Consider the following 24,553-nt stretch of genomic DNA (forward strand, 5'->3'; position numbering starts at 1 on the left):
TGGGCTAGTTAGTAAGGCGCTTTTGCCGGGCAACTGCCCTCTTTAGAAAGTCCGTGTCGGCCAAGGGGATGGTGGTCGTGAGGTCATTCATCCGGACCTCCACGCTCTGATGATCCTCGGAGAGGTGAGCTGGGAGGATGGTACCGGCAGAGACTGTACTTCGCACAGTACCTCCTGAAACGGAACCCGTGAACTCGACCGGCTTGAGCAATCTCACTTTCTTGGGCCAATAAGGGCTCTCAGGGAAGGGCAGAGGAGTCGCAGTAGGTGCCGGGGTAGGCTGGGGCGTGGGTGTGGCCGAGGCCTGCGGGGTTGCCGTTGGCTTTGCCGCGGGTTTCTTATCGGCGGGTGACTCTTTACCGCTGTTTACGCACATGCTGATGCCACCCAGAACGAGTAACAGCACGATGATCTGCCCAAGGCATCCGGCACATCCTGAGCTTTCTGTTGTTGAAGGAGAGGAGGAGTGACCTGAGGTCTCGGTGTAGGAAAGACCAGTGCCAGGAATTCCCACGGTGGTGCGACTGCCTCTGGGACCACCTACCGTGTAGTGGGCACCTTTGCCTCCAAAGCTGAGTGACGAGCTCTTCTTGCCAATGTTCCAAAGAACCCCGGGGAAGAGCTTGATGCTGCGGCGGAAGCGGAAGAAACCCATGGGAGGTCAACAAGATGTATCACGCCGCATGATGTGATCAATGGTCTGGGCGGAGGTATTCATTACGGCAGAGTACCAGGTAGACCCGACACAGAGTGTCCTAGGCACAGAAAATATTCTTTCTGTTTCTAAAATCTACCGGGGGTAGAAAACCCCCGTTGGGGGAGCCTTTTTGAGAAAAAGGGGCCAAGTGCAAGTTGCTCCCGATCGGGAGCACCAGATCCAATAGGAAATGCATTATCTGGGGGGTGAAGGAAAGAAGGACCTTCCAGATCAGCTATCAAGTTAAAGGCCTCAGCGCGGATTCAAAAAAGCGTGAAAGCCTCGGGGTGGCGTTTGCTGACGCCCCATGAATGCACTCAATATCATAGGTCCTAAAGTAAGTTGGCATCGCAACCGCATTGGCTGGTCCCAGGACATGCTGGCGGCAAAGTTACAAATCCTCGGGATGGAGAAGGTCAGCCGGGCAAAGGTCTCCAAGATCGAGGCGCAGATCATCTGGGTCTCGGATTCCGATATCTACTACCTGGCGGAGGTTCTCAATGTCGGCCTGCACGACCTCTTTCCCGAGGCTCTTAGCGACCCGAAGGTACTCGCGAACAACATGCGGGAACTGAGGAAGCGACGTGTCTTTAAAAAATGAGGATTTTGAAATGTTGCTCCCAACCGGGAGCACCAAACGCATTTTTCCCGTCTATGGTGCCGCTCCTATGCACCACTTCATCCTCGCTCAATCCACATCACTCGACGGCGCTTTATCCCAAGGACTAGGGATCATTGCAAAGTTCCTCTACATCATCGCAGTCATTGTCATCGCCCATGGCGGATGGCAGGTCCGCAGTGGCAATGCCGACATGGGCAAGATGTCGATTGTGGGAGGACTTCTCCTTGGTCTCTCGGTCCTGATCGCCCAGGCGCTATTCAATGCGGGCGGCATGCCCACCATCAGCGTGGGACAATGAGCCGGGGCGTGATTCCCACCCATGCGGGTGATGACAGCGACGGGAAAATCTGGGGTGTCGAAGGGATCAACATCCTCTTCCTGCTCGGAAGCGGGATGATCGGCCTCGGGCTCGCGCTGATGCTCTCGCACAGTCATGACCCGGCAAGCTGCGTAGTGATCGGAGCCATGCCGTTTGCGGTAACGGCTCTCTACATCTTCACCCTCCGTCAGGGGAAGCCGAAGTCCTTCGACACGGACCTGCTCGAAAGCCTCCTCTGCGGGAGCGGATGGACGGCCCCGCGTAAGCAACACCGCAACCCCCTCCATACCCATGCAGGCTCCTAACGGCTGGATCTCCCACGATCTGCTGATCTGGAACGAACTCGATAGCCGTGGAGCCGTCTCCAAGGGGTATGTAATCGACGCACCAGATCTGCGGCACGCAAGCGAACATACGCTCGATGGCTTCTACGAGTCTGTTCGGCAGTTCCTTCATTCGCTCGATGAATCAACCAGATGCCAAATCCGATGGTCGGTCGATTCCGATTACCGAGATGAGCTGATCGCCTACAAGGAAGTGACCGACGAGCGGTGTGATCCTGCGTCTTGGTCAGCAATCACACGCAACGAGCGCTTCAATCGCTACTGGAAGGCAATGCAGTCCGGGGGACTGCGCCGAGAAAAGCTCCTGCTCTTCTTATCCAAGAAGATCGATGCCGATCCTCCATCGTCCCCTTCCAGGAAGGGCCTGGAGGAGCACTACAACCGACTCCTCTTCCAATATAACGAGGCCTTCTCCCAGCACGGGAGGGTGATTGCCTCTCTCTTTGATGGGCATGGCTGCCGGGTGACAGCGATGGGGACGGAGGATCTCTATCGGCATTACGCGACCTTCTTCAATCCCTCCTACCTACGCCGGGATGGCTATGATCCGATCGGGCAGTTCCGTGAGGAGGAAACCATCCACCAGAACTGCTGGCACCAAGGGGTACAGGCTGGGAAGAACTTCGGGTTCTACTCGGATGGCTTCTACCACAATCTTGTAATCCTCAAACGCCGTCCGCAGAAGACGAGGAGGGGCATCTTTTGGGCACTGACCTCGCTTCCTTTCCTCGACTACGCGATCACGGTCAATCTTTACCCCCAGAACGTCCGCAGGGAGATCGACAAAGCGGAGAAGTCGCTTGAACGGGTACGAGGGGACTACGCGGCGGAGGGAAAACATTCGCTTTTAACTTCCAAGGGAGTGAAGGAGGAGCGCATCCGCAACCTCGCCCAAGGCGATACGGTTCCCTTCCTCTATGATTACGTGGTTCATGTATGGGACGCGACCGAGGAGGGTCTCGTCTCCAAGACACGGCAAATCGAAACCGCCTTCGGCCAGATGGAGGATGCCCAATGTTGGACGAGCAATCTCTCCTCGGCGGCAACGACAAAGAACATCTGGTATCAAACGTGGCCGGGATGGCTCTGGGGGAAATACACCCACCATGCTGACAGCGGCCTCGATGAATGGCTGGCTGACCTACTTCCTTTCTCCTCCACCTTCACAGGGCATCTGGAGGGAGCGGAGGCACTTTACGACGGCTCCAATCGGAACCTTGTGGGGGTAAGGAACTTTGTTTCAGGAACGCCGCAACTTGCGGTTCTGCTTGGGATGACGAGGGCCGGGAAGTCGGCCTTCATGTGCGATCTGTTATCGCAGACGGATCCCTACTACGACTTCACACTGATCGTGGAGGAGGGCCTCTCTTACGGGATCTGGACTCAGGCCCAAGGTTTGGGGAGTACCCCGATCATCATTCAGCCCGATGGGGATCTCTGCCTGAATTACCTCGATACCCAGGGAGCCCCGCTAACCAATCTACAGATCACGACCGCTGCGGCACTGGTGGCCAAGATGGCAGGCAATCCAGCCGATGAAGATCGTAGGAACCTGCGACTTGCTCAGATCACCCAGTACATCGAGCAGCTCTACACGGATCGCTTCGAGGAGTGGATCTCTGAGGATGGTACCCGGCTCGACATGGTGGCCCGCCATGCCATGGCGGTCCTGGAGTACAAATCCCGCCACATGCCGCTCTCGGCTACTTTTCTAGAGGCCTGGACGGAACTGAAGCACACGGCGACCGATGAAGAACGGCAGGACCTTCTAGTGGCGCCCAAGGGGGAGGATGTGTCGCGCTTCATTAAGTCGCATGACATGGAGCGCCATGTCCGCAACACGGCATTCGCGTTCTTCGGGCCTACGGACTACCCAACCCATGACATGCTCCAGCAGATGATGCTGGTGGCTCCCTTTGCGGAGCATAATCGGGATGAGATCAATCATCTGGCGACACTCCTCGCACCTTGGAACGAGCAACGGCTGCTCTGCGGTCACTCGACGCTCTCCATGACCGGACGGGTGGCTCACTTCGATCTGACCTACATCCCTGAGTCTAACAAGCAGCTCAAGGAGTTGGCGGGGTTCCTCATCGCCAACTACGGACGCCAACACATCATCACGCTCCCCCGAGGAGCTCGTAAGCGGGTGATCTTCGAGGAGGTGGCAAGAACCTTGGACGTGCCGGGTGGTGAGCAGCTAGTGAGCGAGTTCTATGCCCAGCTCTCGAAGTTCTCCACATGGATCATCTCGATTGTCCAGCAGTACAGCCGCTTCCAGAACTCGGGGATCCGTCCGATCGTCTTCGGTAACGCCAAGCAGTTCTTCTTCACCCGCATGAATGATCGCAGGGACATCGAGGATGTCGCACGGGATATCGACCTCTCGGATGCGACCAAGGAAGCGGTCTCCCGCTATCCGCTGCCGGAGCATTTGCCGGAGCACAACAAGTACGCAGCTCTCACCTACTACCACCTCGATGTGCAACAGGCGCGGTGCGGAACGATCCACAACCGGGTCTCTCCCGAGATGCTCTTCTGCTCCTCCTCAACGGGACAGGACTTTGATGAGCGCAGCAGAAAGCTCCGCAGTCACGACGACATCGTGGCTGGCATCCTCCAAGAAACCACCCAACCCCAACACAAATGAAACAACCAATCCTTCTGATCGGCCTCTGTGCCCTTGCGGGCTGTGCCAGTCGATCCCAATTCCAGAAAGGCTACGAGAAAGGAGCCGCCGATGCGGTGAAACGCCAGTACTGGATCGAGCAGAGCCTGCAAAAGCCTGGGAAGAACCCGGAGCGCCATCTCTCGGTTTACAAGCTGACTGTCCCTCCCGATCCCGATGCCAAGGTGAAGATAGTCCCCTATGAGATCGCGATTCCGATCTGCAACTAGCCATGAAAAAGAAGTACCTACTCCTTCTATCCCTGTTGGTAACTCTGCCCGCCAATGCGCAATGGGTTGTGAGCGATCCCGTGGTCGAACAAGCGACCGTGGCGAAGAACGCCTTCGACCAGTTGAAGTATGCCTGGGAGCAGACACAATGGGCTCAGCAGCTTTCGAGCCTTGCCCAGACGCTCGACACAGTGAAGAGCCAACTGGAGGTGGCCCAGCAGGTGAAGCAGGCCATCGGTAATCCGGCGGCGATTTCGGGTATGATCCAGAGCGGGCTTTTCTCGTCGTATTTGAGGAACTCGGGGATCACCGACACGCTGAGCGACCTCTCCAAAATCACCCAGCAGGGAGCCAAGCAGTCGGTGGCGATTCAGCAGATGTACCGGCCGATCGATATGAATGCCTACAAGCGGATCGAGACGCCGTTTGAGGGGACGGCCTCCTTCCGAGATGAGGGAGATCCCCTCAAGCAGTTCCGGGCGGTGGAGAACGCTTACGCCAACTTCCAGGACATGCTGAAGCAGGCGCAGGGAAAGAGGAAGGAACTCAACATCAAGATCGCGGCGCTGAACGATCAGCTCAAGAACGCGCAAGACGATGCCGAGGTGCAGAAACTTCAGGGATCGCTTACCACGGCCCAGACCTCGCTGAAGGATCTCGACGGGATCATGGATGGTGCAGAGCACCAGGTGAAGTTGCTCCACATGCTCAATGAGAACCGGGCAGCTACCGAGGCGATCGCTGCCGAGGAAATCAGTCGGGCACGCAACCGGGAGAGTGCCCAGATGGGCGCCGATGCGGAATCGTCTGCCACCAAGTCTGGCTCCCAGGGCAACGAGGGCTCTTTGCCTCCGGGATTTTGATCCATGATGCCGGCCCTCTCCAATCTGTTCGATTCGGCCAATCAGATCCGGATGCTGATGATGCCTTTTGCCTTCGTGCTCTGCATCTTGGGGATCGGGGAAATGGGCTTGAAGGCTGGATCGGATCCCAGAGCCCTCCTCGGAACGATCCTTAAGGTGACGATCATCGTAGCCCTAATCGCTGGGTATCCGACGATCATGAACAAAGGGATGGAAGCTTTTCAGGACATGCGTCAGAAGTTCACGAATGCGCAGGATGCCAAGTTCATCCAGTTGCTGACTTCGAGGATTCAGAACCAGCCGTCCGATTCGTGGACGGATCTTGGGAAGATCGTCCCGGCGGCGGTCGGGTACTTCTTTCAGGGTATCGGGCGCTTCATGATGGTGGTGCTCAACTTTTTTCAGCAGTTCGCGATCGCCGGGATGATTGCTATCTCACCGCTTCTGCTGGGGTTCCTCTTCTTCTCACCGACTCAATCGTTCGGGGTTCACTTCGGGGTGACCTCCTTCACTGTGATGCTCTGGTATCTAGGGATTTGCCTGGTCGACATCGTGATTGTCGCGATCAGCGACACCCTTTTCATCCCGATCACCTCGGGAGGGATCGTCCAAGTGGCTCAGAACGCGATCGTGGTTCAGAACTGGCTCCTCTTCCCGTTCATCATGGCCTTTGCCTCGATCATCACGGTCTTCTTCTATCTCTCGGTGCCCTTTGTGGCGGGGGCGATCATGAAGGGAGCCAGTGGCACGACCTCGGCCCTGACTGCCGGTATCAGCAATACGCTCCAAGCAGCCGGACTGGCGGCTGGAGCAGGAGCCTCCGTTGCAGGAGCTGCAGCTACCTTCGGAGGATCGGCGGCGGCACAGGCAGCAGTTGCCTCTGGAAAAGCTGCGGCAGGTGCCGCAAATGCCTCTTCCCGTATCGCCAATGACCTTGGAGGAGGTGCTGCGGAAAGCGCAGGAGGGAGTGTCCCAGCTCCGCCGGAATCAGAAAGCAGTGGAGGCATGGTCTTTAACCCTGCAAATCCGTCCATGGTGGCCCAGCAGACTTCTCCAGAGTCTTTCTCCGTAACCGATCAGTCCAAGGGGACGGTTTCCAATCATAAGGGGAGCCTTTCGACCCCTCAGGCTGCCCAAGCGGCATTCAACTCCCATGCCTCGAAGGCAAAACCCTCTTCGTCCCCTTCTTCCAAACCCGACAACACCAACCCATGAAGCTCACCGCTGTCACCTCCATCACCAACAACATCGTCGCCGCCAGATTCTGGATGGCGATTGCCCTCATCTGTGCGGCTCTGGCCGTCACCTCTCCCTACTTGACCATCAAGGCCATGAAACAGAAGGAGAAGGTCGTCATCCTCGATCAGGGAGGTACCCTGATCTATTCGCCGCTCTTGGGTTTTGAAGAAGCGGGGGAGCTTCATGCTTACCATGTTCGGCTAGCTTGTCTGGCGCTACTACAGCGCAATCCGATCGGGCCCGATCTGCCCGACCTGCTCAAGCGGATGTATCTGGAAGACCCCGCTCGCAAGAAAGCGATCGCCCTCTACAAAAAGCAGAACCCTGAATTTAAGGAGAAGGAGATCCACCAGAAGGTGGAGGTTTCCAAGCTCGATATCCTGGACACCCGCAAAATGAAGGATGGGTCCGGAGCCTCCTATGAGGCAGTTGATGTTGAGGCCGAGGGAAACCTCGTCCGAACTGGGACGGTCAACAAGATCGAGTTCCGCGAGGTGGCAAAGTTCAAGATCACCTTCTTCTTCGTCCGTAACCCCGACCTCATGGGAAACGGGCGTCTACCCCTCGTCGTTCAAGACTTCAAGTACGAGGAGCACCCTCTGTAGGAAGGTTTGCGGAGAAAAGCAGGGTTATTTACCGCAAAACTGCGGAGATTCTTGATTTGCGGAGATTGCGGACGATAATCTCCGCAAAGATACGGCGAATATCCCCATGACCTATATCCATCAGCGTAAAGAGTGGCCCGAGTTCCGATGGAACGAGGCGAGGCTGCTGCCACTTTTGGCAAAGGTCCGGCACCAGCAGGGTCGGCTGCTTGGACAAATGGAGGGACTCGGTTTCCATCTCCGTGGTGAGGCCAACCTTGAAAGCCTGACCAGCGAGGTGATCGGGTCCAGCGCGATCGAGGGGGAAAAACTCGATGAGGAGGAGGTGCGCTCCTCGATTGCGAGACGCCTGGGGATTGTTGATGCGGGGGTGGCTCCTGTGAATCGTCACGTCGAGGGGGTTGTTGAGATGATGCTCGATGCTACTCGCAAGTTCGGCGAAGCACTCACAGCCGAGAGACTCTTTTCATGGCATGCGGCTTTATTTCCAAGCGGGCGTAGTGGGATGAGACGCATCACCACGGGAGCATGGCGTACCGGGGAGGATGGCCCCATGCAGGTGGTCTCCGGAGCGATGGGGCGGGAAAATGTTCATTTTGAGGCCCCGGATGCAGACCTCCTTGATGAGGAGGTCTGCCGCTTCCTGGAATGGTTCGAGGGAAGCACGACGATTGATCCTGTTCTCAAGGCTGGCATTGCACATTTCTGGTTTGTGACGATCCACCCGTTTGAAGACGGCAATGGCCGTATTGCCAGGGCCATTGCAGAGTTGGCGCTCGCAAGGGCGGACGGCGTGGCGGAGCGTTTTTACAGCATGTCCACGCAGATCGAGAAGGAGAGGAAGCAGTATTACGATTCGCTGGAAAGCAGCCAGCGCGGAACCATCGACATCACCCTGTGGTTGGAGTGGTTTCTGGACTGTCTGGACAGAGCGCTTGAAGAGGCGCAGATAAGCCTTCGGGGAATCCTGCATAAGGCGAGGGTCTGGGAGCGCATCAACCAAGACGGCCCGGTGAATGAACGCCAGCATGCGGTGATCAACCGTCTGCTCGACGGGTTTGAGGGAAAACTTTCCACCTCCAAGTATGCAAAGATTGCGAAGTGCTCTGCGGACACTGCGCTTCGCGACATCAACGACCTGCTGACACGAGGCCTGATGCTTCGGGAAGATGGGGCAGGGAGAAGCACCGGCTATCGTCTCGCGGAGCCAGTTGCCGAGAAGACTCGAAATGAAACGTAGATCGAATCGTTTCTACAGACGGTCCGCCTCAGATCAGCTCTAAGTAAAAAATCATTAAGTTGCTCCCAACCGGGAGCACCAGAGGTGTGATTTTCTGAAAGTCTCGGGGGCATGAAGCTCCCAATCCTCGCTGCAATCCTATGCATGGGCTCGCTCGCCCACGCCGGATCCATTGTCCAGAAGCCACTCGATGAGTTCGTCATCTACGACATCCCGGTGGCCTCGAAGACGGGAACCACGACCGTCATGTTTCCCTCGGAAATCTCCGGGCTCTATGCCAAGTCGATTGCCGTTCAGGATCAGGAGAACGCAGGATTCCTGATCTCGTTCACTCCAGGGAACTTCTACTTCACGATCCGGGCGCTGAAGAAGGATGCGGAGGATCACCTGACCGTGATCTTCAACCGGAAGGCTTACGTGTTCCACCTAACGGCTTCGGATCATCCCTTCTACAATGTGACCCTCTACCAGGAGGAACGGAGTGGTAAGGAGGGGAAGATCAATGTCGTGCCCGAGCGGATCCTCTCGCTCATGGATAAGGCCAAGGCCTACCCGCTGCTGCTGAAGGCGGAGCATGATGCCTTGGCCGGGGTGCTCCATGCCTCGCCGGGGATCACCAATTACTACAAGGACTTCACGATCCGGATCCTCGATGTCTGGAGATTCGAGAAGGAGGACACACTCGTTTTTCGCCTGGAGCTGGAGAACGACTCCAACGAGGCGATCTACTACAAGCCGCAGGATCTGGCTGTTCGGCTGGATGAGCGGATCTACACGGAGTCCCTTGCCGATGCCTCCGGGGTGATGCCGCCGAAGTCGGTGACCACTGCATTCTTTGCCATCACGGGGAATGGGCAGGGTGGCCGTAATCACCTCGCCCCCGACAACAAATGGAATGTCCTCGTGGTTAGGGCAGAACCTCATCAAGCGGTGAGGAGTGCCAGTGCTAGTGGTACCTCCAACAAGAACGTCGTCCGATGAACCTCCGCGATTTCAAGACGGAGCTACTCAACAAGCCGACCGGGCGGCTGATCCTCTTCCTGTTTGCAGGAGGGGTGATTCTGGCCTTCATCCTGTTGCATCGAGGCGAAGGGAAGGTGAGCAAGGTAACCCCGGACATTCCGGTGCAGGCCACAGCAGCCAAGGGGTACACGATTGACGAGGGGATCCCTGACATCCAACCGGTGAGGCCGACGCCCACCCCGAAGCCTGCTGCCGTGCAGACTGATGGAAGACCCCTTGCGGTGAAGACCCCACCACCGATTCCGCAGGCGATCTTTGCCATGAAGGAGAACTCACTGAGTGAGAACTACCTTCCCTATGGACGACTCCTGAAATGCGAGTTGGTAAATACGGTGGACTCCATCAACCTGGATACACCGATCATCGGCCTGATTACTGAGGATGTCTGGAGGGATGGACGACTCATCATCCCGGCAGGGACGGAGGTTCACGGGGTTGCCAAGACCAGTGCCGCTAGAGATCGGGTAGGCTCCGAGCATCAGTGGATGCTCGTCTTCCAGAACGGGAAGCAACTCCCCCTAGCTGGCACGGTGCTGGACTACGCGCCTGATGAGAAGGAGCCAGGGCGCTGGAAAGATACTGATGGATCGGCGGGACTACGGGGCTATCAGATCGCCTCCGACAAGTATGCGGAGGCGAAGGCGATGTTAGCCTCGATGGTTGCCGCAGGGGCGGGAGCTTTCCCAGGGGTGACCAACATTATTTCCCCGCTGACGGGGGGAGCCACGCAGCTTCAGGGAGGAGGAATGACACAGGCCCTATCTGCAGGAATCCAAGCCGGTGGACAGCTCTATGCCCAGCGGCTCCTCGATGGGCTGCAGAAGAACCCCTACTACATCCGCGTTCCGGGCGGGACGCTCTTCTACCTCTACGTCACCCAGACGGTCGATCTCGACAAGGCCGCTCGCGGGCTTGCCGCAAATAACAACCCATCCGCCAAATGAAGTACCTCCTCTGCATTCCACTGATCTGCGCCGTCTCGGGCTGCGCCACACACAAAACCGTGAATCCCGAAAACTATCCTGCTGTTGCCGGAACCAGCGTTCCGCGGAGCACTCTTTCAAGAGTCCGCACTTCTGAAGTCGTGAAATCCTATCCGACGGGAAGGTACACCGATCCTGACTTCCCGGACGATATGCATGAGCGGCACACACTCTACCGCAAGGAGCAGTCTGCCGATTGGAACTACAGGCCGGGAGGGCCGTATGCCTACCCGCTGGTCGTTTCTGATCCGACCCCCTCTTATTACGTCAAGACGGATGGGGATCAGCGTAACTCCCAGCAGAAGGCCTATGCGGCGGCTCTGGAGGAACAGAACACCGCCATGAAGAAGCGGATCGAGTCCCTTCAGAAGGATTCGGACAAGGTGCCGATCCTTGAAAACCAGGTGAAGGATCTGAAGGAGCAGCTCGATGCCGAGCCCCTCGCATCACCTGCTCCCAAGAAACAGGACCCTTCGGAGGAAAAGCCCACAGGGTTTTCGGAGGCAGAGGATCCGCAGGGCGATCTTATTGCCGAGATGAAGCTCAACGATGAGCTCAACGGGGAACTTGATGCGCTGGAGGGAAGGCGGCGCTTGGTTCTGATGGACCTAGCCTTCCTTAACACACTTACACCATGAGCAAACCCACCACTGTCGCCATCAATCTGGATCCCGCGAGCTACGCGATTTTTCAAGAGGCTGTCTCCCTGACCGAGAGTGCCGGAGCAAAGGTCACGGTCAGCCAGCTCCTCCAACACCATCTTCATGACGAAATCCGGAAACAGAACCCCCGGAGAATCGCCCAGCGTTTCCTCAAGTCGGTCGTTCAGCAGATCAGGGTGACCCCTTTCGGGGAAACCCTTGGACGAAAGGTCTGAGGATTACCCGTCAACTTGCACGGCTACGGGAATCTAAACGCCGTGCGCCACAACTGAGATATATGGCCATCACATCACCGAAACAGAAAGAGGAACTGATGCAGCAGTTCAAAATCAACCCCGAGGTCAACGCGAAGCTGGAAGCCTTCATGAAGTCCGAGCCCGGACTTGTGGAGTTCGTAAAGCAACTCCCCAGGGAGCAACTGGAGCGTAAGTTCCTCCTGCGCAAGATGCAGGATTTAGATCAGCGGGAGGGCTACACAACCAAGGTGAAAGCCTGGTTGGAGAAGCCGGAACAAGCAGAAGTCCTGAAAGCCATCCGCTCCATGGTGAGCCCGCTTATGAAGCCTGAACGTCAGGAGCAGGTCATCGTCAACCAAGCCAAGAACTTCATCAAAAACACTGGAGTGAAGCTCAGCTGAGTTTGATCCGAAGTCTCAAGAGAGCCCCTGCCTGAAAGGGCAGGGGCTTTTTTGCCCATGCATGAAGTAACCCAAGAGAAGGATAGTGACGCCTTTGAGGGGGCTGCTCAGGCGGTCGTAATGATCAGTACATCTGAAGTCCCGAAAGGGGATCCGCCAGGTGTTCATCCTAGCGCAGAGTTCATCAGTTCAAAGGTCGCTGCGGCCTGGATGGGCCTGCCGCTCCGATCATTCCTTCAGTACGTCCAAATGGGTGAGCTTCCAAGTTATAAGATTGGTAAACACCGGCTATTTCGGCGCAGCGAGCTTCTTAAGGCGATAGGAGCGACTCGAAGAGCTACCTGGGACGAGATCCTTCGGTGATGCCTTTTTCTTGGGTTTCTTGGCAGATCCCTTCTTCTCGGGCTTTTTACCTGAATCATCTACCTGCCCGTTACCGGGTTTTTTCCTGATGCCCGGCATGATGCCGAACCACTCCTCTGCATCCTCCGGAGTGACCAACTCACGGTAGTTCTCAAAAAGCTTCCTGGGACTGTTTCCCATTTCCAAGGCCACCTGAGCCGCATTCTGGGTTTGAGCGAGCCTGTAGGAGGCAAAGGAATGGCGGAATCCATTGTGGACCCGGGCGAACCCCACGAGATCTGCTGATTGGCTGAACTTAGACATCAGGGTCGAGTCATGGGCAAACCGGGGACAGGGAGTCTCTCCCGTCTTGTCCTTGTATCGGGTGAGCCACGCTTTGAGGTTCGGCAATATCGGAACCAGCCTTCTGCTGGCTGTTTTGGCCTTCTGGGCAGCCACCTCGATGTAACCCTTTTCCAGCCATACATCTTTCCAATCCAGCCGGTGTAGTTCGGCTGACCTCATTCCCGTGAATGCAGCAATCGACACAAAGGGAACCCACCTGTCGTCGATTGATGAGAGGAGATTTTTGATCTCCTTCGGGGTGTAAATGCCCGGGGCCTTGTTCGCGGTCGCTTTGACTTTCTTGACCCTCTCGACAGCTGTCCTTTCATTTTCAGGCAAATAGCCCTGATTTCGGGCATAGGTGAAGAGACTGGCTAGAGACGTGCGGTAGTTATTTCTTGTCCTTCCCCTGGCCTTTATTGAATCCAACCACTCATCAATCTTGGTCGTTGTTATGTCTTGGACATCCGTTGAAAACGACTTCACTGCGAGTCTCAGGCGCGCCTGTGTATCCTGCTTGTAACGATAGGAGTTGTCCGTGATGGAGAGCAGGTACTTGTCCATCAGTTCCTTGAATTTTATCTGCGGGATTTTCCGCTTCTTGTCCTCCCGGACAAAGAACTGTGCCGCCTCGGAAAGGGTGCCTTGCCCTTTCAGAATTCTGAGGGCTTCAACATACTCACGCACGGCTCTTGAGATAGGTACGTCGAATGCCTTCAGAGATTCACCTACGTCTTTAAGGACTGCTGCCTGGGCAGCTGAAAATGTCACCCCTCCATGCGCCTTACCGCTGGCGAGTTCTTCAATGAGTTCCCTGGCCCTTTTTCTTGCCGACTCGATTGAGGAGGTTCTCTCCCTGTCGCGCTTACCTTCCTTGTAATAGGAGAGCTGAAAACTCGTCACCCCACGCACAGGGCTGCTATAGATAGGCACCTTGATACCCTTGCCTTCGATGACCTCAATCGGACCTCTCTTCTTTTTCAGTGATTTGGATGTCATGGGGGTACAACTCAAAGCTTATTTGTCCTGCATCTGTCCTGCAAGCCACTTTTTGAGGTTTTCCCTCTGTAGACCGAACGTGTTCGAATCCCGTTAGGGTGGCCAACTTTGTTGGCAATCGCCGTAAGGCGAATTCGAACTCGTAGGGTTTGACTGCCATGCTGCGATCAGCAGCAATTCTCTTTTCCGCAGGGAAACTGCAGAGCCTGCCATTGGCAGGATCATCCCGTTAGGGTGGCCAGCTTCTCGGTTAGATGGCGCGAGTGCCTTGACTCGCGGCTTACGTCGGGGAAGATACATGGATGAGCACGACCCGATCCGGACTTGATCTCCTACGCAGGATGCGGCGCAACCGCGCCACACCCGCCGTGCGTGCCCTGGTCCGGGAGACTGTTCTACGTCCGGAGGACCTGATTCAACCCCTGTTTGTCCGTGCGGGTGAGGGAGTTCCCGAGCTTGTGGAGTCGATGCCCGGAGTGGTCCGGCATACAGTGGATTCTCTGGTCGAGACGTGCCGTCACTTGGAGCAGGTCGGAATCAGGGCGATGGCGATTTTTCCCTGCATCGAGGGCTCGAAGAAGAACCCCGAAGGCTCCCATGCCCATGCCTCGGAGAATGTTCTTTTTTTAGCGATTCGAGCGTTGAAGGAGGCTTGCCCCGGCTTAGCCATCATCGCTGATGTGGCTCTCGATCCCTACACCGACCATGGTCATGATGGATTGCTGGATGTCCGTGGTGAAGTAGAGAATGATTCCACGGTGGAGGCGCTGAAGAGGCTGGCCGTAGCGCAGGCGGAAGCTGGAGCGGATATCGTCGCACCCTCTGACATGATGGATGGGCGGGTTAAGGCGATCCGCATGGCGCTGGATGCCGCCGGTTTTCAAGGGACTGGGATTCTGGCCTATGCCGCCAAATATGCCTCCGCTTACTACGGACCGTTCCGGGATGCGCTGAAGAGCGGCTCCGGTCAATCGACCCCCAAGCTCGATAAGCGCGGCTACCAGATGGATCCGGGCAATGTGCGTGAGGCTCTGCATGAGGTACAGCTCGACGAGGAGGAGGGGGCCGACATGGTGATGGTGAAGCCCGCTGGTCCCTACCTCGATATTATCCGTGCGGTGCGTGGGCACACGCTGCTTCCGGTCGCGGCCTATCAGGTCTCCGGCGAATATGCCCAGATCCATGCAGCCGCCCGGTTGGGATGGCTCGACTACCAGGCGACGCGGGATGAATCGCTGCTTGCCATCAAGCGAGCTGGAGCTGACATGATCCTGACCTATTTTGCGGCCGAGGTCGCGGCATCGCTGAAAGTATGATCAGGATCCGGAGTCTTCATTTGGTATCGTTTTCGGCGTTGCTTTGCGGAGTGGTGCTTTTTCTCTCGGGTTGCGCGGACACCCATCATTGCCTGATCGTGAGCGTTCCCGATCAGAAGATGCTCGTGCTGACCGATGGGAAGCCCGTGGCTCTTTACAAGGTCTCGACTTCGAAATACGGGACGGGTGACCACGAGGGAAGCTATGCCACGCCGGTCGGTCATCTTTGTATCCGTAAGAAGATAGGTGAAGGCTCTCCTCTGGGGTCTGTTTTTCATTCGCGCAAACCGACGGGGGAGGTTCTTCCGCCGGATGCTCCGGGACGTGATCCCATTGTGACGCGGATTCTTTGGCTTGATGGTCTGGAAGCGCACAACCGCAATGCCTTCAGCCGCTGCATCTACATCCATGGCACACCTCAGGAGTCACTACTCGGCACACCGGTCAGTTATGGCTGCATCCGGATGCGTTCAATCGATGTCAAAACACTCTATGAACTCGTCGGGACGGGAGCCCAAGTCGTAGTCACCGAAGGGCATCTGAAAGAGACGGGACTTTAAAAAAACCACCGGACCGAGTTGACGAGCTGCTCTTATAAGGCCAGCTTATCGGCTTGAGATATTTTTCCTATCTGTCCGCCACTTTTTTCCTGATCAGAGCCCTTCAGGCTGAAGGAGTTCAGCCTGTGGTGCCCATCCCTTCTGGCGATCCTCATCATGAGATCATTGTGAGCGTGAAGGATCAGCAATTACAACTGAGGATCGATGGCAAATCACAGGCCATCTATCCCGTCTCAACGTCCCGGTTCGGGGTCGGCGACCGCATAGGGAGCTATGCCACCCCTTTGGGTAAGTTCCTTGTCCGCATGAAAATCGGTATGGGACAACCACTTGGGGAAGTCTTCCGCTCACGCACACCCACCGGGGAGGTTCTCAAGCCGAACGCCCCGGGTAGGGATCCCATCGTCACGCGGATCCTCTGGCTGGAAGGGATGGAGGCAGGAAATAGGAACGCCTTCAACCGCGGGATCTACATCCACGGAACCCCGCAGGAGAGTGCCCTGGGGCGGCCGGCCAGCTACGGATGCATCCGGATGCGCTCCAAGGATGTCGCCACGCTCTGTGATCGTGTCGGTACCGGCGTGACGGTTCGCATTATCAACGACCACCTTCCCGAGCGGTCGGGTTGGGGTGGATTCCTAAATGCCAACCGCCTCGTAGCGGCGAATACCCGCACTCCAGAGTCCTCGGGCGAGAAGGAAGCAGAGTAGCACCCAGGTCGCCTGGATGATCAGGCCCTCCAAGAGCCTAGGGCCCTGGATCTTCTCCATCAGGACGGCCACGGGAAAGTAGAGCTCGTAGGGAAAGGGAAGCAGTCGCAACACCGTTCCGGCAACTCCCGGGACGGTATCGAGCGGGAAGAGCTTGCCGCTGAGGAAGTATTCGAACGAGTAGAGGATGAAGACGACGGTCGAGATCTCGAGGATCCAGAAGGCGAGCATCGCGAGCGAGTAGGCGATCAGGAACTGGATGGCGCCGGCCATTACCAGGCTGATGAGGAACCATGCCCAGGTAGAGGCATGAGCCGGCCACTGCAGATATTGCCCGTACCACCAAAAGACGCCGATCACGGGGAGTAGGGTGACGGCGGTGTAGAGAAGCCTGGAGCCAACAAAGATGCAGGAGCGATAGGCAAGGAAATCAAACGGCTTGAGCAGGAAGGAGCTGAGTTGGCCTTCTCGAATCTCCGCCGCGATCTGCCACTCGTCCTCCGTGGGGGTGATCAGGTTGTCGACCAGCAGGACAATCAGGAAGTAGAAGACCATCTCGCTGAAGTCGTATCCGGCGATCGATCCCGAGGTGCCGTCGAAGATGGCCCTCCAGACGAAGACAGTCCCGAAGAGCGGGATCAGGGCGAAGAGGGAGCGAAGCAGGAAATTCCAGCGGTAGACAAATGTGTTCTGCAGGCCGATGGAGAAAATGGCCCTGTATTTACCGAGAGTTTCAAGGATCACGTTCGATGGATGCGGTGCTTACTTCGCAGGAGGGAAGTATTGGTCGATCACGGGTTGGATGGCATCGGCCCAGATCTGGTAACCCTTCGCACTGGGATGAAGAAAATCCGGCATGATCTCCGGGCTCATGGTCCCGTCGGGTTCGAGGAATTTGTCTCCAAAATCAAGGAAGAGCAGCCTCTTCCCATCGGCATAACCGGCGACGATCCTATTGATCTCCTTGATGCGTTCGCGGATTGGATTTGTGGCACTCTGAGTGCGTGGAAAGATCCCTTGGACTATGATCACGGCATCCGGACAGAGGCTTCTGTATTGGTTGATGATAGCCTTGATTCCCTCGGCAATCTGCTCGTTCGAGTTCTTGGACAGATTGTTCGTCCCGATCATGAGGAGAATGAGCCTGGGATGGATCCCGTTCATCTGTCCCTGAGAAAGCCTCCATAGCAAGTGCTCGGTCCGGTCGCCGCTGATTCCGAAATCAAAGGCACCCAGCTTGGCATAGCGTTCCTGCCATACCAGTCTCCCCTTTGACTGCCACCCGTCGGTGATCGAGTCCCCGTCGAAGACCAACTGGATCGTGTTGGCGACTTTGGCCGCGTCGTTATTGTCTTTCTTCACGCGGCTGATCCAATCGAATTTTGGAAGTGGGCAGGCCGCAGAGTTTTCCCCGGTTGGTGTCATCACGCCTAGGAACCAATCAAGCCCAGGAGGTGGTGTCGGGGCGGGCGAGGCGGCTGGATCTTCGGCATGCAGGAATGAAGCCGCTGTCAACAGAAGGACAGTGAGGAAACGATGGTACATGGATCATTGAATATGTTGAACGCTTCGTGCCCTACAACTCAGAAATGTTGCCTGGGAAGGCGTTTGCAGTTTTTGTGGGCTGGGACAGATCCTTTCCGCTTTCCAGTTTCAGGGTTCTCGTTTCATCCTTCCCTTATGTCCACTCTCCTCGATTCCATCGCCGCAGCCGAAGCCGCGGGTTCCCTCTTGAAGTCCTCCGCGGAGAATATCCGTACCATGCTTGGACGCGGATCCTCGCCGCTGGCTGAGGACGTCATCACGGAGTTGGCGCAAGGCGGACTTTGGGACGAACTGAACAACCGCTTTTTCCGCGCCATGGCCTTTGGTACCGGCGGTCTCCGCGGCAAAACAATCGGTGAGGTGGTGACCAAGGCGGAAGCCGGACTCGGTCGTCCGGATGGCCGTCCCGAGCATGCCTGCATCGGCACCAACGCGATGAACGACTACAATATGGTCCGCGCCACACGTGGGCTTGCCACCTACGTGCGAGGGTGGCACGAGCGGAATAACCGCCCCGGCCGGCCCGCCATTGCGATCAGCTACGACACACGCTTCTTCTCCCGGGAATTCGCCGATCTGGCCGCCAAGGTGATGACCGACCTGGGTTGTGATGCGCTCCTCTTCGAGGGGCCACGTTCCACTCCGGAGCTCTCCTTTGCCGTCCGTTACAAGAGTGCCGCCGCCGGCATCAATATCACGGCCAGCCACAATCCCCCGGGCTACAACGGCTACAAGGTCTACTTCGACGACGGAGGGCAGGTGGTCGCGCCGCATGATCAAGGAATCATCGATTTGGTGAATGCCGGTGATGATTCCTACGACCCCCTTCCCGAGGCGCAACGAGGTCAGGTGATCAAGATCGGCCGTGAAATCGATGAGGCTTACATGGAGCGATTGGAGAAGCTGATCGTTGATCCGGAGCTTTTTCATCGCAAGCCGAAGCTCAAGACCGTCTTCACCCCACTACACGGAGTTGGAGGAGTGATCATTATCCCGATGCTCCATCGCCTCGGTGTCGAGTGTTGGCCTGTTCCCTCCCAGATGGTTCCTGACGGTCTCTTCCCCACGGTCAAGTCCCCGAACCCCGAGTATCCCGAGGCTCTCAAGCTCGGGATGGAACTGGCTGACATCGAGAAAGCCGATCTCGTCCAAGCGACCGATCCCGATGACGACCGGATGGGTGTCGCTGCCCGCGATGCTTTAGGAAAACTGGTGCTGCTCACCGGCAATCAGATCGGTTCGCTCATGGTCTGGTACCGTCTCAAGAGTCTCTTTGAAAAGGGTATCCTAACCGAGGCCAACCGCGATCATGCCGTCGTGATCAAGAGTCTTGTGACCACGGATCTTCAGAAAGCGATCGCTCTTGGCTTCGGCGTGAAGTGCGTCGAGACCCTGACCGGTTTCAAATACATCGGTGCCAAGCAACGCGCCTACGAGGAGAAGCTTCCGGCGAAGATCCAGGCCAACTACCGCAACCTCTCCGAGGAGGAGACCCGGGAGGCGCGACTCAAGGATTCCCTCTTCTTTGTCTTCGGCGGAGAGGAGAGCTACGGCTACAACACTGGGGACTTCGTCCGCGACAAGGATGGCAATGCGGCCGTCATCTGCTTCGCTGAGGTTGCGGCCTTTGCTGCCAGCGAGGGAATCACGGTCGTGACACTGCTCGATCGGATTTACTCGGAATACGGTTTCTATCTTGAGCGGGGAGAATCGCTCACCTTCGACGGGGCCGAAGGTGCTGCGAAGATCAAGAAGCTGGTCGATTCCTATGCCGGCAATCCTCCGGCGGAAATCGCCGGAGCCAAGGTTCTCTCTGTTCTCAACTATGCCACCCAGGATCTCTATGACTCGGAGGGAGAGTTGATTCCGAAGGAGGCGATGATCACTTTCGAAACCGAAGGCGGCTGGAAAGTCACAGTTCGTCCCTCTGGTACCGAACCGAAGATCAAATACTACCTCTACGCCGCTGAAAAACCCTCTTCTGGAACCTTTACACCCGATGAGCTCGCCTCCACCAAGTTGCGAGTTGCCGAGGGACTCGAGACGCTCTGGCAGTGGCTCAAGGCGGATGCCGCGCTACGCGCGGCCTGATTGGGCATCGGTGATAGGTCATGGGGCATAGGGAAGAAGACGCAACCCATCAACCGAACGCAGCCTCTTTTCTTTCCCCATCACCCAGCTCCTAATACTTACTCCCTAAATCCTATGCTGGCCTCCACCACCTTTGACATTCCCGGCTACCGAATCACCGCCCACAAGGGGATGGTTCGTGGCATCATCGTCCGCTCGCCGACCATCGCCCAGGGAATCCTCGGCGGACTCAAGAGCATTATAGGGGGCCGCATTGGAGCCTACACCGAGATGTGCGAGCAGGGACGCCAGCATGCCTACGATGCCATGGTCTCTCATGCTGCGGAACTCGGTGCCAACGCCATCATCGGAGTCCGCTACGATGCCTCCGATCTCGGCGACTCGGCTACTACTGAGGTCCTTTGTTACGGAACTGCAGTGACGGTGGAATCTGCTAAAGCGTAGCTTGGAGCATTCCCCTCCCATCTAGTTCTTTTGCTTATTTACACAGCGGTAACGGGACGCTTCTTGTGCGGTGGTCTGACGGGGTTAGGCTGAATCTGGTTTGAGAGATTCTACTGACCCTATGAGGATTGCTTTTCTTGGCGATTATTTGCCGAGGTTGTGTGGAATTGCGACGTTCACACACGATCTGTGCGAGTCAATCGCCTCGATTGTCCCAGATTGGGATTGCTTTGTCGGGGCAGTCAATGACCGCCCTGAGGGCTACGCCTACCCACCTCGCGTGCGCTTTGAGATCACGGAGAAAGATCTGGCCTCCTACCGGAGGATGGCCGATCTCTTGAACTTCAATAATACCGACCTGCTCTGCGTCCAGCATGAGTTCGGCATCTACGGGGGGGCGGCCGGCAGTCATCTACTGGCATTGCTGAAGGAGGTTCGGATGCCTGTGGTGACGACACTTCATACGATACTCAGCGATCCCGATGCTGTGCAGCGCAGGGTAATGGAGACCCTGCTGGCGCGCAGCAGTCGTCTCGTCGTGATGTCCCGCAAGGGGCGCGAGATCCTGAAGGAAACCTACGGGGTCTCCGATGAGAAGGTGGATGTCATTCCGCACGGCATACCTGATCTCGACTTTGTGGAATCTAGACTCTGCAAGGAGCAGTTCGGCGTGGAAGGACGCCAGGTGCTTCTCACCTTCGGCCTCATCGGTCCGGGCAAGGGAATCGAGCACGCAATCGAAGCCCTACCTGAGATCGTTCGGAGGCATCCGAATGTCGTGTATCTGGTACTTGGAGCAACGCACCCACACCTGATGGCCAGCGAGGGGGAGCGTTACAGGTTGAGTCTCGAGCGACTGGTCCAGGAGCTGGGCATGAAAGAGCATGTGATCTTTTACAACCGATTTGTCTCATCGGATGACCTGAAAGATTTTGTGGGTGCGACCGACATTTATCTTACCCCTTATCTTAACGAGGCGCAGGTCACCTCGGGCACCCTCGCCTATGTGATCGGAGCGGGGAAGGCCGTTGTCTCCACTCCTTATTGGCATGCACAGGAACTGCTTGCGGATGGACGTGGCGTCCTGGTTCCGTTCCATAATCCCCAGGCTATCGCGGAGGGAGTTTGCGGCTTGCTCGATAATCCTGTGCGAATGGAAAAGATCCGCAGAGATGCCTATGCTATGGGGCGAGAAATGATCTGGCCGACTGTCGCCAAGCGCTATCTTCAAACCTTTGAGGAGGCCCGACGAGATCGCCGCCATGATCCCCAGATTGCAGTTCCCTTCGATCGCAGGACCACTCCGCGTGCGGCTTTTGCGGGCTGGACGCTTGCCAGTCGCCCCCTGGAGCTCCCTCCCCTGAGGCTCGACCACATCATCCGCATGAGTGACGGCACGGGTATCTTCCAGCACGCCATTTTCAACGTTCCCAACTTTCACGAGGGCTATTGCACGGATGACAATGCGCGGGCCTACATACTCTGCAATCTGCTCGATGAGATCGGTGCCCAGCCTCCCATGGAGAATCTGGCCGCCCAGTCCACCTGCTATCTTGCCTTTCTGGCTGCAGCTCTTGATCGGAAGAGCGGACGCTTCCGTAACTTTATGAGTCACGGGCGCCAGTGGCTTGAGGACGCCGGTAGCGAAGACAGCCATGGGCGTGCCCTGTGGGGTCTGGGCTCAGGAGTGGGACGTTCGCGGAATGAAGGTCATCGGAAGCTGGCCGCACAGATTTTCGAGCTCGGGCTTGCAGCTGTTGAAGAATTCACCTCACCCAGGGCCTGGAATTTTGCCCTCCTGGGGATTCACGAGTATCAGCGCCGTTTTCCGAACGAGGAAAAGACGAGCCTCCTGCGCGAAGTCCTCGTGGAAAGGCTCATCAGTCTCTGGAAAGAGTATTCATCGGAGGACTGGCCCTGGTTTGAGGCGAGTCTCACCTATGACAATGCCCGCTTTTCGCAGGCGATGATCCTCAGCGGAGACTCCATGAACCATGAAGAAGCTCTCGCCATAGGACTCAAATCCCTTCGCTGGCTTGCCTCGATCCAGACAACTCAGCGTGGATGCTTCCGTCCCATCGGCAGCAATGGATTCTACCGTCGCGATGGCGCGCGCGCAGATTTCGACCAGCAGCCCTTGGAGGCCCTTGCTATGGTGTCGGCCTCCTGCGAGGCATTCCGGGTAACCGGGGATGCCATCTGGTCGCCGGAGGCAAGACGTTCCTTCGAGTGGTTCCTAGGACGCAATGACCTGGGTCTCCCTCTCTACGATTTCAGCACGGGCGGATGCAGTGACGGGCTCCATCACGACAGGGTTAGTGAAAATCAGGGGGCAGAATCCTCGCTAGCCTTCCACCTTTCGCTCGCAGAAATGAAATCAGCTGAACATATCACGCCCCTCATGCCTCTCCAACCCGTATCCACGCGATGAACTCCATCAGTATCCGACGCCATGAGGTGGTACTTCTACCGGATAGCGCGCGCGTCATTATCCGCCCCTTTATTCCCGAGGATACCTTTCGGATCACCACCATTATAGGTCGCGCGCTTGCCCTGAGTGATGAGGAGGTCGGAAGCGAACTGGATTCCGTCCTGAGCGAGTTCGACTCACGCCATTTCGATATTGAGTCGTTACTCGAAGGGCACTTTGCAAAGGTGAGTCACCATGTCTTCACTCAGCGGCCGCTTTCCCGTGAGCGTCAGTTGCTTATAGGGGCGCTCTTCTCGGGAGAATATGCGCTCGAATCAGCGGCCATCTTCAACCCCTCTATCGTCCCTCATCCGGATCAAGGCGGAGTCCCGGAAGGTGGACTTCGGTTCATTATGAGCCTTCGAGCCACGGGAGAGGGTCATATCTCCTCCATTGAATTTCGATCAGGAATTATCGCCAACGATGGAGGGATCACCCTAGATCCCGTCTCACGTTTCGTTACGGTTCCCGAAGTCCTGCCCAATCCCAGCTACTACAAAAAACGTTTTACTATCAAGCTGGCAGAGATGGGATTCGGTGAAAGAAACGAAAAGGGAGAGCGTCGTGAAAGCCATGCCGCCGCGGTGATGGATCAGCTTTCGGAAAACTTCACGCGTCATGATCTGAACGCGAGGGTGGATGCCGTGCGAGTTCAAACCCAGCCCCCGACTCGCGACCTCGACCGGACGCTGGACTGCATCCAATGGTTGGCCGATTCCAATTACGAACTCTGTTTTTCGGACAAGCTCGCAATGAGCGAACGGATCATCTTTCCGGTTTCGTCTAGCGAGTCCTCCGGCATTGAGGACGCGCGGTTCGTCCGGTTCATCGAGGATGACGGTTCGGTCATGTATTATGCGACGTACACGGCTTATAACGGACGATCCATTCTGCCACAGCTCATCGAAACCAAGGATTTCCTGCACTTCCGCATCCTGACGCTCAACGGGAGTGCCGTGCAGAACAAGGGGATGGCACTTTTTCCCCGTCGCATCAACGGGCGTTACGCCATGCTCTCTCGCCAGGACGATGAGAACCTCTTCATCATGTTCTCGGATAGCCCTCATTACTGGAGTGATCCGCAAGTGATCCTGCGCCCTTCCGAAATGTGGGAGTCGGTGAAGATCGGCAATTGCGGCTCACCCATGGAGACGGAGGCCGGTTGGCTGGTCATCACACACGGGGTCGGGCCCATGAGGAAATACTGCATCGGCGCCGCCCTGCTCGACCTGAACGATCCTACGAAGGTAATCGGGCGTCTTCGTGAGCCACTGCTCTCTCCCGTGGGGGCGGAGCGTGAGGGATATGTCCCCAATGTCGTCTACAGTTGCGGTTCGCTCCTCCATGGTCATGAACTTATTCTTCCATTTGCTGTGAGCGACCGTGCCTCGGCCGTGGTCAGCGTTCCGCTGGATCCCTTGATCGCGTTGCTGAAGTCCGGTTAGGGAACGGTTTATCAGAGGTGCCCTAGACGCTTCTTGCACATTCCCGACCAATAAGGGTAAGGTATTTCACCTCCGGGGCGTAGCTCAGCTTGGTAGAGCGCTTGGTTTGGGACCAAGAAGTCGCAGGTTCGAATCCTGTCGCCCCGATTTTTCT

General features: G+C 56.7%; 26 protein-coding genes and 1 tRNA gene. 23 read left to right on the plus strand and 4 right to left on the minus strand.

From position 1 onward, the window contains the following. Nucleotides 1-4 precede the first annotated feature (4 nt). Entirely contained in the window at nucleotides 5-655 is a 651-nt protein-coding gene (locus tag K8R57_07520) for a DUF4236 domain-containing protein (GenBank protein MCE9588145.1), read from the minus strand. 349 nt (nucleotides 656-1,004) lie between these two features. Between K8R57_07520 and K8R57_07525 the strand changes: the two genes are divergently transcribed. From K8R57_07525 to K8R57_07595, 15 genes are all read left to right on the plus strand, one after another. Further along, complete coding sequence (locus tag K8R57_07525; protein ID MCE9588146.1) at nucleotides 1,005-1,298, plus strand: helix-turn-helix domain-containing protein; 294 nt, start codon at nucleotides 1,005-1,007, stop codon at nucleotides 1,296-1,298. 10 nt (nucleotides 1,299-1,308) lie between these two features. Beyond that, the gene (locus K8R57_07530; GenBank protein MCE9588147.1) at nucleotides 1,309-1,617 is read left to right on the plus strand and encodes a hypothetical protein; all 309 of its coding nucleotides are present in this window, start codon (nucleotides 1,309-1,311) and stop codon (nucleotides 1,615-1,617) included. Continuing rightward, nucleotides 1,614-1,943, plus strand: a complete 330-nt coding sequence (locus tag K8R57_07535; GenBank protein ID MCE9588148.1) for a hypothetical protein — start codon at nucleotides 1,614-1,616, stop codon at nucleotides 1,941-1,943. The genes K8R57_07530 and K8R57_07535 overlap by 4 nt, the downstream gene beginning before the upstream one ends. After that, a complete protein-coding gene (locus K8R57_07540; protein ID MCE9588149.1) occupies nucleotides 1,930-4,632 on the plus strand; it encodes a hypothetical protein in 2,703 nt (900 codons plus the stop codon). The genes K8R57_07535 and K8R57_07540 overlap by 14 nt, the downstream gene beginning before the upstream one ends. Beyond that, nucleotides 4,629-4,880, plus strand: a complete 252-nt coding sequence (locus tag K8R57_07545) for a hypothetical protein (GenBank protein MCE9588150.1) — start codon at nucleotides 4,629-4,631, stop codon at nucleotides 4,878-4,880. Before K8R57_07540 ends, K8R57_07545 begins: the two co-directional genes overlap by 4 nt. 2 nt (nucleotides 4,881-4,882) lie before the next feature. Beyond that, the gene (locus tag K8R57_07550) at nucleotides 4,883-5,743 is read left to right on the plus strand and encodes a hypothetical protein (GenBank protein MCE9588151.1); all 861 of its coding nucleotides are present in this window, start codon (nucleotides 4,883-4,885) and stop codon (nucleotides 5,741-5,743) included. A gap of 3 nt (nucleotides 5,744-5,746) precedes the next feature. Then, nucleotides 5,747-6,958 carry a hypothetical protein gene (locus tag K8R57_07555; protein ID MCE9588152.1) on the plus strand — a complete coding sequence of 404 codons (1,212 nt, stop codon included), beginning with the start codon at nucleotides 5,747-5,749 and terminating at the stop codon, nucleotides 6,956-6,958. Then, nucleotides 6,955-7,587 (plus strand): hypothetical protein, encoded by a 633-nt coding sequence (locus tag K8R57_07560; GenBank protein ID MCE9588153.1) that lies wholly within the window; start codon nucleotides 6,955-6,957, stop codon nucleotides 7,585-7,587. The genes K8R57_07555 and K8R57_07560 overlap by 4 nt, the downstream gene beginning before the upstream one ends. Before the next feature lie 106 nt (nucleotides 7,588-7,693). Continuing rightward, nucleotides 7,694-8,827: a Fic family protein gene (locus K8R57_07565; GenBank protein MCE9588154.1), complete on the plus strand. Its 1,134-nt coding sequence runs from the start codon at nucleotides 7,694-7,696 to the stop codon at nucleotides 8,825-8,827. 111 nt (nucleotides 8,828-8,938) lie between these two features. Continuing rightward, nucleotides 8,939-9,808 (plus strand): hypothetical protein, encoded by an 870-nt coding sequence (locus tag K8R57_07570; GenBank protein MCE9588155.1) that lies wholly within the window; start codon nucleotides 8,939-8,941, stop codon nucleotides 9,806-9,808. Further along, the gene (locus K8R57_07575) at nucleotides 9,805-10,794 is read left to right on the plus strand and encodes a TrbI/VirB10 family protein (GenBank protein ID MCE9588156.1); all 990 of its coding nucleotides are present in this window, start codon (nucleotides 9,805-9,807) and stop codon (nucleotides 10,792-10,794) included. Before K8R57_07570 ends, K8R57_07575 begins: the two co-directional genes overlap by 4 nt. Then, on the plus strand, nucleotides 10,791-11,471 hold the full coding sequence (locus K8R57_07580) for a hypothetical protein (protein MCE9588157.1): 681 nt from the start codon (nucleotides 10,791-10,793) through the stop codon (nucleotides 11,469-11,471). Before K8R57_07575 ends, K8R57_07580 begins: the two co-directional genes overlap by 4 nt. Continuing rightward, nucleotides 11,468-11,710, plus strand: coding sequence for a hypothetical protein (locus tag K8R57_07585; GenBank protein MCE9588158.1), 243 nt, complete (start codon nucleotides 11,468-11,470; stop codon nucleotides 11,708-11,710). Before K8R57_07580 ends, K8R57_07585 begins: the two co-directional genes overlap by 4 nt. 62 nt (nucleotides 11,711-11,772) lie before the next feature. Continuing rightward, nucleotides 11,773-12,132: a hypothetical protein gene (locus K8R57_07590; GenBank protein MCE9588159.1), complete on the plus strand. Its 360-nt coding sequence runs from the start codon at nucleotides 11,773-11,775 to the stop codon at nucleotides 12,130-12,132. Between the two features lie 120 nt (nucleotides 12,133-12,252). Beyond that, nucleotides 12,253-12,495 (plus strand): excisionase family DNA-binding protein, encoded by a 243-nt coding sequence (locus K8R57_07595; GenBank protein MCE9588160.1) that lies wholly within the window; start codon nucleotides 12,253-12,255, stop codon nucleotides 12,493-12,495. Here the strand turns inward: K8R57_07595 and K8R57_07600 are convergent. Then, complete coding sequence (locus K8R57_07600; protein MCE9588161.1) at nucleotides 12,421-13,818, minus strand: tyrosine-type recombinase/integrase; 1,398 nt, start codon at nucleotides 13,816-13,818, stop codon at nucleotides 12,421-12,423. The genes K8R57_07595 and K8R57_07600 overlap by 75 nt on opposite strands. 302 nt (nucleotides 13,819-14,120) lie before the next feature. Here K8R57_07600 and hemB point away from each other — a divergent pair, with 302 nt between their 5' ends. The 3 genes from hemB to K8R57_07615 all read left to right on the plus strand — a co-directional run bounded on the left by hemB (nucleotide 14,121) and on the right by K8R57_07615 (nucleotide 16,404). After that, nucleotides 14,121-15,134 carry a porphobilinogen synthase gene (hemB, locus tag K8R57_07605; GenBank protein ID MCE9588162.1) on the plus strand — a complete coding sequence of 338 codons (1,014 nt, stop codon included), beginning with the start codon at nucleotides 14,121-14,123 and terminating at the stop codon, nucleotides 15,132-15,134. Next, entirely contained in the window at nucleotides 15,131-15,694 is a 564-nt protein-coding gene (locus K8R57_07610) for a L,D-transpeptidase (protein MCE9588163.1), read from the plus strand. The genes hemB and K8R57_07610 overlap by 4 nt, the downstream gene beginning before the upstream one ends. 134 nt (nucleotides 15,695-15,828) lie before the next feature. Continuing rightward, entirely contained in the window at nucleotides 15,829-16,404 is a 576-nt protein-coding gene (locus K8R57_07615) for a L,D-transpeptidase (GenBank protein MCE9588164.1), read from the plus strand. On the opposite strand, the gene K8R57_07620 is transcribed toward K8R57_07615, so the two are convergent. After that, a complete protein-coding gene (locus tag K8R57_07620) occupies nucleotides 16,333-17,145 on the minus strand; it encodes an ABC-2 family transporter protein (GenBank protein ID MCE9588165.1) in 813 nt (270 codons plus the stop codon). The two genes, K8R57_07615 and K8R57_07620, sit on opposite strands and share 72 nt — an antisense overlap. Nucleotides 17,146-17,166: 21 nt before the next feature. Then, nucleotides 17,167-17,718, minus strand: coding sequence for a GDSL family lipase (locus K8R57_07625; protein ID MCE9588166.1), 552 nt, complete (start codon nucleotides 17,716-17,718; stop codon nucleotides 17,167-17,169). A gap of 366 nt (nucleotides 17,719-18,084) precedes the next feature. Between K8R57_07625 and K8R57_07630 the strand changes: the two genes are divergently transcribed. From K8R57_07630 to K8R57_07650, 5 genes are all read left to right on the plus strand, one after another. Next, nucleotides 18,085-20,040 carry a phospho-sugar mutase gene (locus K8R57_07630; GenBank protein MCE9588167.1) on the plus strand — a complete coding sequence of 652 codons (1,956 nt, stop codon included), beginning with the start codon at nucleotides 18,085-18,087 and terminating at the stop codon, nucleotides 20,038-20,040. Nucleotides 20,041-20,154: 114 nt separating this feature from the next. After that, on the plus strand, nucleotides 20,155-20,484 hold the full coding sequence (locus K8R57_07635; protein ID MCE9588168.1) for a YbjQ family protein: 330 nt from the start codon (nucleotides 20,155-20,157) through the stop codon (nucleotides 20,482-20,484). Between the two features lie 121 nt (nucleotides 20,485-20,605). Continuing rightward, complete coding sequence (locus tag K8R57_07640) at nucleotides 20,606-22,915, plus strand: glycosyltransferase family 4 protein (protein MCE9588169.1); 2,310 nt, start codon at nucleotides 20,606-20,608, stop codon at nucleotides 22,913-22,915. After that, nucleotides 22,912-24,399, plus strand: coding sequence for a glycoside hydrolase family 130 protein (locus K8R57_07645; GenBank protein ID MCE9588170.1), 1,488 nt, complete (start codon nucleotides 22,912-22,914; stop codon nucleotides 24,397-24,399). The genes K8R57_07640 and K8R57_07645 overlap by 4 nt, the downstream gene beginning before the upstream one ends. Nucleotides 24,400-24,472: 73 nt before the next feature. Beyond that, nucleotides 24,473-24,546, plus strand: a tRNA-Pro gene (locus K8R57_07650). Nucleotides 24,547-24,553 lie beyond the last annotated feature (7 nt).

The sequence above is a fragment of the Verrucomicrobiota bacterium genome, assembly GCA_021413925.1.
GTDB lineage: Bacteria > Verrucomicrobiota > Verrucomicrobiia > Chthoniobacterales > UBA6821 > UBA6821.